This window comes from Duganella sp. CF517, assembly GCF_900110275.1.
GTDB lineage: Bacteria > Pseudomonadota > Gammaproteobacteria > Burkholderiales > Burkholderiaceae_D > Rugamonas.
Window position 1 is genome coordinate 824484 of the sequence record NZ_FODC01000001.1, and the last position, 13021, is coordinate 837504.

The 13021-nt window shown below is 62.8% G+C and carries 13 protein-coding genes and 5 tRNA genes; 1 reads left to right on the forward strand and 17 read right to left on the reverse strand.

Annotated features, from left to right (window positions below; genetic code table 11):
• The first annotated feature begins 112 nt into the window (after positions 1–112).
• Positions 113–367: a type II toxin-antitoxin system Phd/YefM family antitoxin gene (locus tag BMX85_RS03425; RefSeq protein WP_090314269.1), complete on the forward strand. Its 255-nt coding sequence runs from the start codon at positions 113–115 to the stop codon at positions 365–367.
• 116 nt (positions 368–483) lie between these two features.
• Here BMX85_RS03425 and BMX85_RS03430 read toward each other — a convergent pair.
• From BMX85_RS03430 to BMX85_RS03510, 17 genes are all read right to left on the reverse strand, one after another.
• Positions 484–559 (reverse strand) — tRNA-Gly (locus BMX85_RS03430).
• A gap of 17 nt (positions 560–576) precedes the next feature.
• A tRNA-Cys gene (locus tag BMX85_RS03435) sits at positions 577–650 on the reverse strand.
• A 54-nt stretch (positions 651–704) separates the two neighbouring features.
• A tRNA-Gly gene (locus tag BMX85_RS03440) sits at positions 705–780 on the reverse strand.
• Between the two features lie 53 nt (positions 781–833).
• Positions 834–909, reverse strand: a tRNA-Gly gene (locus BMX85_RS03445).
• A gap of 79 nt (positions 910–988) precedes the next feature.
• Positions 989–1064, reverse strand: a tRNA-Gly gene (locus tag BMX85_RS03450).
• Between the two features lie 116 nt (positions 1065–1180).
• Entirely contained in the window at positions 1181–1762 is a 582-nt protein-coding gene (gene pgsA / locus BMX85_RS03455; protein WP_090314270.1) for a CDP-diacylglycerol--glycerol-3-phosphate 3-phosphatidyltransferase, read from the reverse strand.
• A 134-nt stretch (positions 1763–1896) separates the two neighbouring features.
• Positions 1897–3774, reverse strand: a complete 1878-nt coding sequence (uvrC, locus tag BMX85_RS03460) for an excinuclease ABC subunit UvrC (RefSeq protein ID WP_090314271.1) — start codon at positions 3772–3774, stop codon at positions 1897–1899.
• Positions 3775–3795: 21 nt separating this feature from the next.
• Positions 3796–4191 carry a holo-ACP synthase gene (gene acpS / locus BMX85_RS03465; RefSeq protein ID WP_090314272.1) on the reverse strand — a complete coding sequence of 132 codons (396 nt, stop codon included), beginning with the start codon at positions 4189–4191 and terminating at the stop codon, positions 3796–3798.
• On the reverse strand, positions 4188–4946 hold the full coding sequence (gene pdxJ, locus BMX85_RS03470) for a pyridoxine 5'-phosphate synthase (protein ID WP_090314273.1): 759 nt from the start codon (positions 4944–4946) through the stop codon (positions 4188–4190). The genes acpS and pdxJ overlap by 4 nt, the downstream gene beginning before the upstream one ends.
• Before the next feature lie 53 nt (positions 4947–4999).
• Positions 5000–5938: a DNA repair protein RecO gene (recO, locus tag BMX85_RS03475; RefSeq protein ID WP_090314274.1), complete on the reverse strand. Its 939-nt coding sequence runs from the start codon at positions 5936–5938 to the stop codon at positions 5000–5002.
• 10 nt (positions 5939–5948) lie between these two features.
• Positions 5949–6851, reverse strand: coding sequence for a GTPase Era (gene era, locus BMX85_RS03480; RefSeq protein ID WP_090314275.1), 903 nt, complete (start codon positions 6849–6851; stop codon positions 5949–5951).
• 55 nt (positions 6852–6906) lie between these two features.
• Positions 6907–7713 (reverse strand): ribonuclease III, encoded by an 807-nt coding sequence (gene rnc, locus BMX85_RS03485; RefSeq protein ID WP_090314276.1) that lies wholly within the window; start codon positions 7711–7713, stop codon positions 6907–6909.
• Between the two features lie 54 nt (positions 7714–7767).
• Positions 7768–8166, reverse strand: coding sequence for a DUF4845 domain-containing protein (locus BMX85_RS03490; protein ID WP_090314277.1), 399 nt, complete (start codon positions 8164–8166; stop codon positions 7768–7770).
• Positions 8167–8212: 46 nt separating this feature from the next.
• On the reverse strand, positions 8213–9133 hold the full coding sequence (gene lepB, locus BMX85_RS03495) for a signal peptidase I (protein ID WP_090314278.1): 921 nt from the start codon (positions 9131–9133) through the stop codon (positions 8213–8215).
• Positions 9130–10923, reverse strand: a complete 1794-nt coding sequence (gene lepA, locus BMX85_RS03500) for a translation elongation factor 4 (RefSeq protein WP_090314279.1) — start codon at positions 10921–10923, stop codon at positions 9130–9132. The genes lepB and lepA overlap by 4 nt, the downstream gene beginning before the upstream one ends.
• Before the next feature lie 185 nt (positions 10924–11108).
• The gene (locus BMX85_RS03505) at positions 11109–11357 is read right to left on the reverse strand and encodes a glutaredoxin family protein (RefSeq protein ID WP_090314280.1); all 249 of its coding nucleotides are present in this window, start codon (positions 11355–11357) and stop codon (positions 11109–11111) included.
• A 53-nt stretch (positions 11358–11410) separates the two neighbouring features.
• Positions 11411–12946 (reverse strand): Do family serine endopeptidase, encoded by a 1536-nt coding sequence (locus BMX85_RS03510; RefSeq protein ID WP_373923153.1) that lies wholly within the window; start codon positions 12944–12946, stop codon positions 11411–11413.
• Between the last annotated feature and the right edge of the window lie 75 nt (positions 12947–13021).

The following is a 13021-nucleotide window of genomic DNA, read 5'->3' on the forward strand; positions in this document are numbered from 1 at the left end:
GCCATCCGTTCAACGGGCAGCCACGCCGGCTGCCCTTTCTAACCACACTCACTGAAGCCGTGCGTCCCACGTAGTAACATCACCACATCACCCACCACACGGGATTGACGCTATGACAATTACCACCATTTCGAGCCGGGAATTTAACGAAGGCGTGAGCGAGGCCAAACGGGCCACAAGCAACGGACCGGTATTTATAACGGATCGGGGTCGGCCTGCCCACGTCATGATGACCTTTGGGGATTATCAGCGGCTCAACAAGCAGCGGCGTAACATCGCCGACGCGTTAGCGACGCCGGAGGATGCCGACTTCGAGTTCAAACCGCCGCGTGTGGCAATCGAGACCCGGCCTGCCGATTTCTCATGATGTTTGTTCTCGATACCAACATGGTGTCGAATTGCGTAGGGCACGCTGGGCAAGGCCGGCAGAAATGTGACGGCATGTGCAAAAAGGGCAGCCACATGGCTGCCCTTCTTCAATACTGGAGCGGGAGAAGAGTCTCGAACTCTCGACCTCAACCTTGGCAAGGTTGCGCTCTACCAACTGAGCTACTCCCGCTTGGAGTTCAAATTGTCTGGAGGCGAGGACGGGAGTCGAACCCGTCTACACGGCTTTGCAGGCCGCTGCATAACCGCTTTGCTACCTCGCCAGAGGAAACTTTTGACTAAGAGCGCAGCGGGTTACGCGCTGCGATCCGGAATTCTGGAGCGGGAGAAGAGTCTCGAACTCTCGACCTCAACCTTGGCAAGGTTGCGCTCTACCAACTGAGCTACTCCCGCATTGGAGTTACGTTTTTACCACTTTTTACTACGCCGGCCAGCTTCCGGGAAACTGGAGCGGGAGAAGAGTCTCGAACTCTCGACCTCAACCTTGGCAAGGTTGCGCTCTACCAACTGAGCTACTCCCGCATCGGAGTCCAACATCATAGCAGCAACTTGTTGCTAATTCTAGTCCTACTTTTTTCTGACGCTTGGCGCTCCATCAAACTGGAGCGGGAGAAGAGTCTCGAACTCTCGACCTCAACCTTGGCAAGGTTGCGCTCTACCAACTGAGCTACTCCCGCGTCGTCATCAGCAACAACAGGCCAGCATTATAGAGTATCTGTGCCGGCTGTCAATGGTCAAAACTTTGTCGAATAAAAAAGATTGGAAATAGTTTATTTCGTTCCGGCGCCCGCCACTACAACGTGCCGGCTTTTTCCTTGATCAGGGGCCACGCCAGGCGCAGATAGTAGAACATCGACCACACCGTCAGCAAGGCCGCGATCTCCAGCAGGCGCGCGCCCCAGAACTGCGTGTCGACCGCGCCGAACAGCACGTCGTGGTACAGCAGCAGCGGGATGGCGGTCATCTGCGCGGTGGTCTTGATCTTGCCCAGCGAGCTGACGGCGACCGATTTGGAGGCGCCGATCTGCGCCATCCATTCGCGCAGCGCCGAGATGGCGATCTCGCGCCCGATGATGACGAACGACAGCACGGCGTTGGCGCGGTCCAGCTGCACCAGCACCAGCAAGGCCCCCGCCACCATCAACTTGTCGGCCACCGGATCGAGGAAGGCGCCGAACGCCGAGGTCTGGTTCCAGCGGCGCGCCAGGAAACCGTCGAACCAGTCGGTGACGGCGGCGACGATGAACACCAGCGTCGCCGCCAGGTTTTGATCGGCCACCGGCAGCATCGTCGTCGGCAGATAGTAGACGCCCACCACCAGCGGAATCAGCGCGACGCGCAACCAGGTTAACAGTATCGGTATATTGAAAGGCATAGGCTTGAATGAAGGTGCTGGTGTGATATTTCCGCTGTGACTACTTTGTTATGCGCCGCTAGTCTACCTTGCCGCCGCACATTAAACCAGCACGTTTGCCCCGGGCGCCGGCGCCCGGTCCTTGCGCAACGCCGCTAGTGCAGCTGGCGGTAGATTTCCTCGGCCAGCGCGCTGGAGATGCCTTCGACCTGTTTCAGGTCCTCGACGCTGGCGTTGACCACGCCGCGCAGGCCGCCGAAGCGCGCCAGCAGGCGCTGGCGGCGTTTGGCGCCGATGCCTTCGATCTCCTCCAGCCGCGACGTCTGGCGCGTCTTGGCGCGCTTGGCGCGCATGCCGGTGATGGCGAAGCGGTGCGCCTCGTCGCGGATCAGCGCCACCAGCATCAGCGCCGCCGATTCCTTGCCCAGCTCCTGCGGCGCGCGGCCGTCGACGAACATCAACGTCTCCAGGCCGACGCGGCGCCCCTCCCCCTTCGCGACGCCGACGATCAGGCTGATATCGAGCCCGAGCTCCGCGAACACCTGGCGCGCCATCTCGATCTGGCCCTTGCCGCCGTCGATCAGCACCACGTCGGGCATGACGCCGTCGCCGTTGGCCACCTTCTCGTAGCGGCGGAACAGCACCTGCCGCATCGCCGCGTAATCGTCGCCGGGGGTGATGTCGTTGATGTTGTAGCGGCGGTATTCGCCGTTCTGCATCTGGTGGTGGTGGAACACCACGCACGACGCCTGCGTCGCCTCGCCCTGGGTGTGCGAGATGTCGAAGCATTCGATGCGCAGCAAGTCGACGTCCTCCGGCTCCAGCGCCAGCGCCTCGACCAGCGCGCGCGTGCGCGACTGCTGCGAGCCCTGCTCCGACAGCAGGCGCGCCAGCGAAATCTCGGCGCCCTTCTGCGCCAGTTCCAGCCACTTGCGGCGCTGGTCCTGCGGCTGGAAAATCAGGTTGATGCGGTGGCCGCACTGCTCCTGCAAGGCCACCATCAGCGCCGGCTGGTCGAATTCGATATTCAGGATCAGCGTGCCGGGGATGAATTTCTCGGTGTAGTGCTGGACCAGGAAGGCGGCCAGCACCTCGACCTCGATCGGGTCCTCGGCGATGGCGGCGGCGTCGCCGATATGATTGGGGAAGTAGGCGCGGTCGCCCAGGTGGCGGCCGCCGCGCACCATCGCCAGGTTGACGCAGGCGCGCCCGCCCTGCACCAGCACCGCGATGATGTCGACGTCGGCGTCGCCGGTGGTTTCCATGCTTTGCTGGTGCAGCACGCGCGACAGCGACTGGATCTGGTTGCGCACCGACGCGGCCTGCTCGAATTTGAGGTCGGCGGCGTAGGCGTGCATTTTCTTTTCCAGGTCCTCCATCACTTCGCTCTGGCGCCCGCGCAGGAAGCGCGCGGCGTTTTCGACGTCGACCTTGTAGTCTTCCTTGCTGATCAAATTGACGCACGGTCCGCTGCAGCGGCCGATCTGGTGCAGCAGGCAGGGGCGCGTGCGGTTCGAGTAGACGCTGTCCTCGCAGGTGCGGATCAAGAACACCTTCTGCAGGATCTGCATCGATTCCTTGACCGCCCACGAGCTGGGGAACGGGCCGAAATACTGGTTTTTCCTGTCGACCGCGCCGCGGTAGTAGACCATGCGCGGCGAGTCGCCGCCGGTGATCTTCAGGTACGGGTACGATTTATCGTCGCGGAACAGGATGTTGAAGCGCGGCGCCAGCGCCTTGATCAGGTTATTTTCAAGGATCAGCGCCTCGGCCTCGCTGTGCGTGACCGTGGTTTCAAGCCGGGCGATGCGCTCGACCATCATGGCGATGCGCGGGCTGGCGATGTTCTTCTGGAAGTAGCTGGAGACGCGTTTTTTCAGGTCGCGCGCCTTGCCGACGTAGAGGACCTTGTCCTCGGCGTCGAAATAGCGGTACACGCCCGGCAGGTTGGGCAGCTTGGCCACGGTGGCCAGCACTTGTTCGCGCGGGTCGGGCGCCGGTGAGGTTGGTGCGGTTGGTGCGACGTCGGTCATTACGAATCTCAGTTGGCCTGCTTATTGCTGCTGCTCGACGATGACGAAGGCGACGGCGTATTCCGCCTCGTCGCTGACCGTCACCTGCGTCGTGAGCTTATTCTTGTCCATGAATTCCTTCAGTACGCCGCTGCACACGATCATCGGCTTGCCGCTCGGCGCGTTGAGCATCTGCGCGGCCGGCCATGTCATCGGCATGCGGATACCGAGGCCGATGGCCTTGGCGAAGGCTTCCTTGGCGGCGAAGCGCGTGGCGACGAAGCGGATGCCGCGCACCGGGTTCTTGGCCTTGCGCGCCAGGTACTTCTCCATCTCCTGCGGGCCCAATATCTTCTTCGCGAAGCGGTCGCCGTGGCGCGCCAGCGCCTCCTCGATGCGCGGGATTTTGCAGATATCGGTGCCGATGCCGTAGATCACCGCGCCCCCAGTCGGGTCGAGACCATGATGGCCTTCATTTCGCGCACGGCGTTCTCCCAGCCGACGAACACCGAATGGGCGACGATGGCGTGGCCGATGTTCAGTTCCGCGATGTCCGGAATGGCGGCGATGGCCTGTACGTTGGTGTAGTGCAGGCCGTGGCCGGCGTTGACCTTCAGCCCCTTGGAGACGCCAAACAGCACGCCGCGCTTCACCCTTTCCAGCTCGGCCAGCTGCTCGGCGCCCTCGGTGTCGGCATAGCGGCCGGTATGCAGCTCGATGACCGGCGCGCCCGCTTCCACCGTGGCGGCGATCTGCGCCTCGTCGGCGTCGATGAACAGGCTGACGCGGATGCCCTCGGCCTGCAGCTGCCTGACGGCCGCCTGCACGGCGTTGAAGTGGGTGACGACATCGAGGCCGCCCTCGGTGGTGACCTCGGTGCGCTTTTCCGGCACCAGGCAGACGTCGGCCGGCTTGATGCGGCAGGCGAAATCGATCATCTCCTGCGTGACGGCCGCCTCCAGGTTCATGCGGGTGAGCAGCTGCGGCGCCAGCGCGATGACGTCGGCGTCCTTGATGTGGCGGCGGTCTTCGCGCAGGTGCAAGGTGATGCAGTCGGCGCCTGCCTGCTCGGCCAGCAGCGCGGCGCGGATCGGGTCCGGATACATGGTGCCGCGCGCGTTGCGCAAGGTGGCGACGTGATCGATGTTCACGCCGAGGTCGATGATGGTGCCGGAAGGATGCAGGTAGCTCATTTGTCTTTACCGTTATGTTTTTGTCGCTGCGGGTGTTTTAACTGCGGATTGTCCTATAACTGCGACAGGTCGATCAATATCTGGCGCGTGTTCAGCGGCGCGCCGCCCAGGTGGTGCGCCAGCAGGAAGCGCATCAGCTGCTTGCTCTGCGACTGGGTGGCGGCGTCCTGGTAGTCTTCGCGCTCCATGTCGAGCAGCGTCTTGCCGGCCACGCGCGGCGACTGGTCGGACGCGCGCTCGGGACGCGGACCGCGCTCCGGATCGACCACGTAGACCACGTCGGCCCGCACCGGCGCGCGCGTGGCGGTGCAGCGCGACAGGTCGGCCGAGACCCCCGTCTCCTTAAGTAAGGCCCGTTCGAACTTTCGCAAGACGATGGGCGCCGGTTCGTTGTGCGCCAGTTGGTTCAAGGTGGCGACATAGTGGTCGAACAGCGCCGGATGGGCGTCGTCGCGCGCCAGCAGCTTGACCAGCAGTTCGTTGAGGTAGAAGCCGCATAGCAGCGCGGTTTTCTCCAGCGGCAGCATGCCGCCGACCCATTCGGCGTCGGTCAGCGTGCGCAGCTCCGATTTGCCGACCCAGCTCGACGACAGCGGCTGGAAGGTTTGCAGCACGCCGCGCAATTGCGAGTGCGGCCGCTTGGCGCCCTTGGCGATCAGCGCCACGCGGCCGAAGTCGCGCGTGAACAGGTCGATGATCAGGCTGGTTTCTTTGTAGGGGTAGCTGTGCAGGACGAAGGCCGGCTGGCCGGCGACCTTGGTGCCGAAGGTGCGCTCGCGCGATGGCGCGCGCGCACGCTTGGCGGGCGCTGTGGGCGCTGTGGGCGTCGCGGGAGTTGTGTCAGTTGTGGCAGTTGTGGGCGCGGCCGGGTCGGCGACCACCGGCGCCGATACAGGGACGGGCACCACCCCACGCTCCGCGCCAGGCGCTGCCTGTCGCGGTTCGGCCGTGCTATCGGCATCAGCCTCGGCGTCGTGCGTGGTGTTGGACATCGGTCCTCTTTTATTCGTAGCCGTAGGCGCGCAAACCCGCTTCGTTGTCGGCCCAGCCGGATTTGACCTTGACCCAGATCTCCAGGTAGACCGGACCGCCGAACAGCTTTTCCATGTCCAGCCGCGCCTGCGTCGACACTTCCTTCAGGCGCGCGCCCTTGTTACCGATGATCATGGACTTGTGCGTGTCGCGCTCGACCAGGATGGCGGCGAACACGCGGCGCAGGTCGCCCTCCTGCTCGAATTGCTCGATCAGCACGGTGCTGGTGTATGGCAGCTCGTCGCCGACGAAGCGGAACAGTTTTTCGCGCACGATCTCGGACGCCAGGAATTTCTCGCTGCGGTCGGTGATGTCGTCCGGCCCGAAGATCGGCTGGTTCTCCGGCAGGAATTTCTTGATCTCTTTTTCCAGGCCGTCGAGCTGGAAGCGCAGCTTGGCCGACACCGGCACGATGGCGGCGAAGTTGAACTTGGCTGCCACCTGCTGGGCGAACGGCAGCAACACCGCCTTGTCCTTGACCCGGTCGGCCTTGTTGATCACCAGGATCACCGGCACTTCGGACGGCAGCAAGTCCATCACCTGCTGGTCGGCCGGGCCGAAGGTGCCCGCCTCGATCACGTACAGGATCAAATCCGACGAGATCAGCGTGTTGGTGACGGTCTTGTTGAGCGTTTTGTTGAGCGCGTTGGCGTGGCGGGTCTGGAAGCCCGGCGTGTCGACGTAGATGAACTGCGCGTCGTCATGGGTCTGGATGCCGGTGATGCGGTGGCGCGTGGTCTGCGCCTTGCGCGAGGTGATGCTGACCTTGGCGCCGATGAGCGTGTTCATCAACGTCGATTTGCCCACGTTGGGGCGGCCGACAATGGCGATATAGCCACAACGGAAGTTGGCGGGGGTCGTTTCGGTAGTCATGCTATATCGCTTCAGAGTATGGTGTTGCGCTTTATGTAATACTTTATTCCAGCAATTACTTGGTGGCCGCCTTGGCCGGCGCCGCGGCCGGCTGGTCGCCGCCCGCCTCGCCCTGCACGGTCGCGATGCCGGCCAGCTTGAGCTGGGCGGCGCGCGGCTTGGCCTTGCGGCCGGCGGCCGGGGTCTTCAGCAACGCCTGCTCGGCCACTTCCAGCGCCAGCTTGGCGGCGGCCTGCTCGCCGGCGCGGCGGCTACCGCCGCGTCCGTAGACCTGGATGCCCAGCTTGGGCACCAGGCATTCGATCTCGAATTCCTGGCTGTGCGCGGCGCCATGGGTGGCCACCACATTGTACAGCGGAAGCGAAATCTTCTTACTTTGCAGGAATTCCTGCAGCAGGGTCTTGGCGTCCTTGCCCAGGGTTTGCGGATCGACGGTGTCGAGGATCGGGATGTAGAAGGCGCGGATCACGTCGCGCGCCGGATTGAAGCCGCCATCCAAAAAAATGGCGCCTAACAGCGCCTCAAGCGTGTCGGCCAGAATCGATGGACGCCGGAAGCCGCCCGATTTCAACTCGCCCTCGCCCAGGCGCAGGAACTGCGACAGCTCCAGCTTCTGGGCGATCTCGTACAGCGACTGTTGCTTGACCAGGTTGGCGCGCAGGCGCGACAGGTCGCCCTCGTCGATCGCCACGTACCGTTCGTACAGGATCGACGCCACCACGCAGTTGAGGATCGAATCGCCGAGGAACTCCAGCCGCTCGTTATGCAAACTGCTGTGGCTACGATGCGTCAAGGCCTGCTGCAGCAGGCCGGCATCCTGGAACGTATAGCCTAAACGGGTTTGCAATAACTGAAGATTCATTGTTTGATCGGTTCTGTGTGACGTCGTTTCGACGCTTTAAATTAATCGGCTGGCTTATTCATCGATTTTCGCCGTCGCCGCCGGCAGGCCGGACTTGGCGGTCGTGCCCTGGTATTCGAGCAGCAGGCTGGCCGGTCCGACCAGCGGGATTTTCTTTTCGTACGCGAAACTCACTTCCATCTCGCCGTTTTCCTTGCCGATGACCAGATCGCGGCTGTTGATCGAGCTGATGTACCCGGTCGTGGCGCTGGCGTCGAACGCCTTCTGGATCTCGACCACCGAATTGCCGCCGATGGACTTGGCGGTGACGATGGCGTTCTGGATCGCCCGGTATTCGGTGTAGGTGGGCACGATCTTCAGCCCCAGCACGCCGATGAAACCCAGCGCGGCCAGCACCACGATCAGTCCCACCAGTGAAATGCCGCGTTGCCTGTGTTGAAGAACTGATTGCATGTTAGTCCCTTTCGGTCCGCCCCGCGTTCGACAACCTGGTGTCCACTTACTGGATGCTGCCGATGCGGCGCAGATTACCCAGGTTCATCCAGACAAAGAATGCTTTTCCGACAATGTTCTTGTCAGGAACGAAGCCCCAGTAACGGCTGTCGAGGCTGTTGTCGCGATTATCACCCATCATGAAGTAGTTCCCTTTCGGAACCACGCACGTGAAGCTGTCGTAGGTGTAGGTGCACGACTCGTCCTTGAACGGGAACTGCTGCACTTCGGCCGGATTCAACGTCGGCGCGCGTTCGTTATTCAGAATGCGGTGGGTGACGCCGGTCAAGCCTTCCTGATATTGCTTGTTGTACACCAAACGCTCGTCGTCCAGGTAGTCGTCGAGCGCGGTGTACTTGATTTCCACGCCGTTGACGGTCAAGCGCTTGTTGGCATACGTGATCTTATCACCCGGCACGCCGACGACGCGCTTGATGTAATCCTGGCTCATGTCGCGCGGATATTTGAACACCATCACGTCGCCGCGTTGCGGGTCGTTGATCTGGATGACCTTCTGGTTGAGCACCGGCAAGCGGATGCCGTAGGTGAACTTGTTTACCAGGATCAAATCGCCCACCAGCAGGGTCGGCACCATCGACGACGACGGGATCTTGAATGGCTCGTACAGGAACGAGCGCAGGAAGAACACCAGCGCGATGACCGGGAAGAAGCTGCCCGAATACTCGATCCACACCGGCTGGCGCAGGATGCCGGCCTCGATCGCGGCGCGGTTGCCGGTGTTGTCGACCTTGATGCCGTCGGCGGTCAGCTTGGCGTTGCGCGCGTCGTACTCGGCCAGCGCGCGGTTGGCGGCGGCGCGGCGCTGCTTGGCCAGGTAGAACACGTCGAGGAACCAGATCACGCCCGTGATCACCATCAGCACGAACAGGATTAATGCGAAGTTACCTAAGATTACTTGCAGGCTCATTTATCGTCCACTTGTAAGATTGCCAGGAATGCCTCTTGTGGAATCTCGACCGAGCCCACTTGTTTCATGCGTTTTTTACCGGCTTTTTGCTTCTCGAGCAGCTTCTTCTTCCGGCTGATGTCGCCGCCGTAGCACTTGGCCAGCACGTTCTTGCGCAATGCCTTGACGTTTTCACGCGAGATCACGTTGACACCGATGGCGGCCTGGATCGCCACGTCGAACATCTGGCGCGGAATCAGTTCGCGCATCTTGGCGGCCACCTGGCGGCCGCGGTAGGCCGAGTTGGAGCGGTGCACGATGATCGCCAGCGCATCGACCTTTTCGCCGTTGATCAGCATGTCGACCTTGACGACGTCGGAGGCGCGGTATTCCTTGAACTCGTAGTCCATCGAGGCGTAGCCGCGCGAGGTCGACTTCAGCTTGTCGAAGAAGTCGAGCACGATCTCGCCCATCGGCATCTCGTACACCAGCTTGACCTGGCGGCCGTGGTAGGCCATGTCCATCTGCACGCCGCGCTTGCCGATGCACAAGGTGATCACCGAGCCGACGTATTCTTGCGGCATGTACAGGTTGACCGTGACGATCGGTTCGCGGATCTCGTTGATCTTGGTCGGCTCCGGCATCTTCGATGGATTGTCCACCTTCAGGATGCTGTTGTCGCGCATGACGACCTCGTACACCACGGTCGGCGCCGTGGTGATCAGGTCCATGTCGAATTCGCGCTCCAGGCGCTCCTGGACGATCTCCATGTGCAGCAGGCCGAGGAAGCCGCAGCGGAAGCCGAAGCCCAGCGCCTGCGACACTTCCGGCTCGTACATCAGCGCGGCGTCGTTCAGTTTCAATTTTTCCAGCGAGTCGCGCAGCGCGTCGTACTGGTTGGCCTCGACCGGGAACAGGCCGGCGAACACCTGCGGCTGCACTTCCTTGAAGCCCGGCAGCGGCGCGGCGGCCGGACGGTTGGCCAGGGTGACGGTGTCGCCCACCTTGGCGGCCTTCAATTCCTTGATGCCGGCGATGATGAAGCCCACCTGGCCGGCCGACAGCTGCGGCAACGAGACCGAGCGCGGCGCGAAGATGCCGACGTCCTCGACCAGCTGCAGCGAGTCGGTCGCCATCAGTTTGATCTTGTCTTTCGGTTTCAGGGTGCCGTTGATCACGCGCACCAGCATGACGACGCCAACGTACGGGTCGTACCACGAGTCGACGATCAGCGCCTGCAGCGGCGCGTCCGGGTCGCCCTTCGGCGGCGGCACCTTGGCGATGATCGATTCGAGCACGTCCTCGACGCCGAGGCCGGTCTTGGCCGAGCAATGGACGGCGTCGCCCGCTTCGATGCCGATGACGTCTTCGATTTCGGCGATGGCGGTCGGCGGATCGGCGTTCGGCAAGTCGATCTTGTTAAGCACCGGCACCACTTCGACGCCCAGGTCGAGCGCGGTGTAGCAGTTGGCCACGGTCTGCGCTTCCACGCCTTGCGAGGCGTCGACCACCAGCAGCGCGCCTTCGCACGCCGACAGCGAGCGCGACACTTCATACGAGAAGTCGACGTGGCCGGGGGTGTCGATCAGGTTCAGGTTGTAGACCACGCCGTCGCGCGCCTTGTATTGCAGGGCGGCGGTTTGCGCCTTGATCGTGATGCCGCGTTCGCGCTCCAGATCCATCGAATCGAGCACCTGCGCCTCCATCTCGCGGTCGGACAAGCCGCCGCACAGTTGAATGATGCGGTCTGCCAGGGTCGATTTACCGTGGTCGATGTGGGCGATGATGGAAAAATTGCGTATGTTGTTCATTAACAAATATTCAAAAACGGGGGTGAGACGACGGGCGCGCGTGGGAGTGTCATCCTGTGCGCAATACAAAAAAAGCGCTCCGAGCGGGGCGGGAATGCCCTGGCGAGCGCCTAATGTAGCTAACCCCGCATTTTACCGGATTTCAGAGGGGAAAGGCCGACTTCTGCACTGCGACATGGATTTGCTTATTTATTGAGCAACTCCAGCACGCGGGGCTGGTCGAGGAAGTAGTGGCACAGCTCGGGTTGGGACAGATCGGCGTACAGCACGGGCACCAGCTCGTCGAAGCGGGCCAGCAAGCTGGGGTCGTCCGAGGTGTCGATGTCGATCACGTCGACCGTGAACGGGCGCGACGGGGTTTGCAGGCGCAGCAAAGCGTCCAGCATGTCATGGCACAGGTGGCAGTAGCCACGGGAATATAGCGTGAAGTGCATGGTGATCGGAGGCACCCGCACCCCAGGCCGCCGGGGTACGGGTCATTCAGCGATTACTTCTCTTTCGCGGTCGAACTCGGGCGCAACGAAATAAACTGCGTCGCCTCGCCGCGGCGCACCAGCAGCACCGACGGTTTCTTCGGATCGAGCTTGGCCACCAGCGCGTTGAACTGCTTGGCGTCCTTGATCTCGCTGTTATTCAGCTGCAGCACGATGTCGCCCTCCTGCAGGCGCGACGCCACCCCTTCGGCCGACTCGACCGCCACGCCGCCGCCGACGCCCAGCGTCTTCTTCTGGTCGGCCGTCAAATCGCTGACGACCAGGCCCAGCGCGTTGGGCTTGCCCTGCGCTTCAGGCTGGGCCTGCTCACCCTTGCCTTTGCCTTTGGACGCCTTGGCGCCCTTCTCCGGCTCCAGCTCGGCCACCACCACCGGCAGGTCGATCTGCTGGCCCTTGCGCCACACGGTCACGGTCGCCTTGCTGTTGATGGCGGTGCCGCCCACCAGACGCGGCAGGTCCGACGAGCGGGTCACCGGCGCGCCGTTGAATTTCAGGATGATGTCGCCCGACTTGATGCCGGCCTTGTCGGCGGGACCGCCCGGCTCGACCAGCGACACCTCGGCGCCCTGCGCGTTCTTCAAGCCCAGCGATTCGGCCACTTCCTTGCTCACTTCGCCGATCTGCACGCCGATGCGGCCGCGCGTGACCTTGCCCGATTTCTTCAATTGCTCGGAGACGCGGATCGCCTCGTCGATCGGCACCGCGAACGAGATGCCGTTGTAGGCGCCGGACAAGGTGGCGATCTGCGAGTTGATGCCGATCACCTCGCCGCGCATATTGATCAGCGGACCGCCCGAGTTGCCGGGATTGACGGCGACGTCGCTCTGGATCAGCGCCAGGTAGTCGCCGGTGTCGCGCTGCTTGGCCGAGATGATGCCGGCGGTGACGGTGTTTTCCAGGTTGAACGGCGAGCCGATGGCGATCACCCATTCGCCGACGCGGATCTTGTCGGAGTCGCCCATGATCAGGAACGGCAGCTTGTCGCCTTCGATCTTGAGCACGGCGACGTCGGTGCGGGCGTCGGCGCCCAGCACCTTGGCCTTGAACTCGCGCTTGTCGGTCAACGTGACGAACACCTCGTCGGCGCCCTCGACCACGTGGGCGTTGGTCATCACATAGCCGTCGGCCGACAGGATGAAGCCGGAGCCGACGCCGCGCTGGACCGGCTCTTCCGGCGCCTGGCGGCGTCCGCGCGGGTTGCCCCGGCCCGGTGGCGTGGCCTTGCCGCCGGGGCCGGGCTGCGGAATGGCGCCGCCGAAGAAGCGGCGCAGGAACTCCTGCATTTCCTCGTCGCCCAGCTCCTCGCCGCGGCCGCCCTGCTTCACCACTTCGGTGGTGCGGATATTGACCACCGCCGGGCCAACCTTGTCGACCAGATCGGCGAAATCGGGCAAGCCGAGCACGGCGCCGGTGACCGGCGCGGCCGCCGTCGCGGGCGCCATGCCCAGCAGGGCCGGAGACATCCATACGCTTGCGCCGACCAGCAGCGCGGAAAGAGTTTTACCACCAGCAGTGAAATTGTTTTTCATGGAAAGTATCGGTCTCTATAAAGTTCTTGGATGCGTTTAACCACCCGTGGCGCCAGGCGTCATGGGTGGTTAGCA

Coding starts and splice junctions, on each gene's coding strand:
- BMX85_RS03425 (WP_090314269.1), top strand. CDS start 113: ATGACAATTACCACCATTTCGAGCCGGGAATTTAACGAAGGCGTGAGC.
- pgsA (WP_090314270.1), bottom strand. CDS start 1,762: ATGCCTTTCAATATACCGATACTGTTAACCTGGTTGCGCGTCGCGCTG.
- lepA (WP_090314279.1), bottom strand. CDS start 10,923: ATGAACAACATACGCAATTTTTCCATCATCGCCCACATCGACCACGGT.
- rnc (WP_090314276.1), bottom strand. CDS start 7,713: ATGAATCTTCAGTTATTGCAAACCCGTTTAGGCTATACGTTCCAGGAT.
- pdxJ (WP_090314273.1), bottom strand. CDS start 4,946: ATGAGCTACCTGCATCCTTCCGGCACCATCATCGACCTCGGCGTGAAC.
- era (WP_090314275.1), bottom strand. CDS start 6,851: ATGACTACCGAAACGACCCCCGCCAACTTCCGTTGTGGCTATATCGCC.
- recO (WP_090314274.1), bottom strand. CDS start 5,938: ATGTCCAACACCACGCACGACGCCGAGGCTGATGCCGATAGCACGGCC.
- BMX85_RS03490 (WP_090314277.1), bottom strand. CDS start 8,166: ATGCAATCAGTTCTTCAACACAGGCAACGCGGCATTTCACTGGTGGGA.
- lepB (WP_090314278.1), bottom strand. CDS start 9,133: ATGAGCCTGCAAGTAATCTTAGGTAACTTCGCATTAATCCTGTTCGTG.
- BMX85_RS03505 (WP_090314280.1), bottom strand. CDS start 11,357: ATGCACTTCACGCTATATTCCCGTGGCTACTGCCACCTGTGCCATGAC.
- BMX85_RS03510 (WP_373923153.1), bottom strand. CDS start 12,946: ATGAAAAACAATTTCACTGCTGGTGGTAAAACTCTTTCCGCGCTGCTG.
- uvrC (WP_090314271.1), bottom strand. CDS start 3,774: ATGACCGACGTCGCACCAACCGCACCAACCTCACCGGCGCCCGACCCG.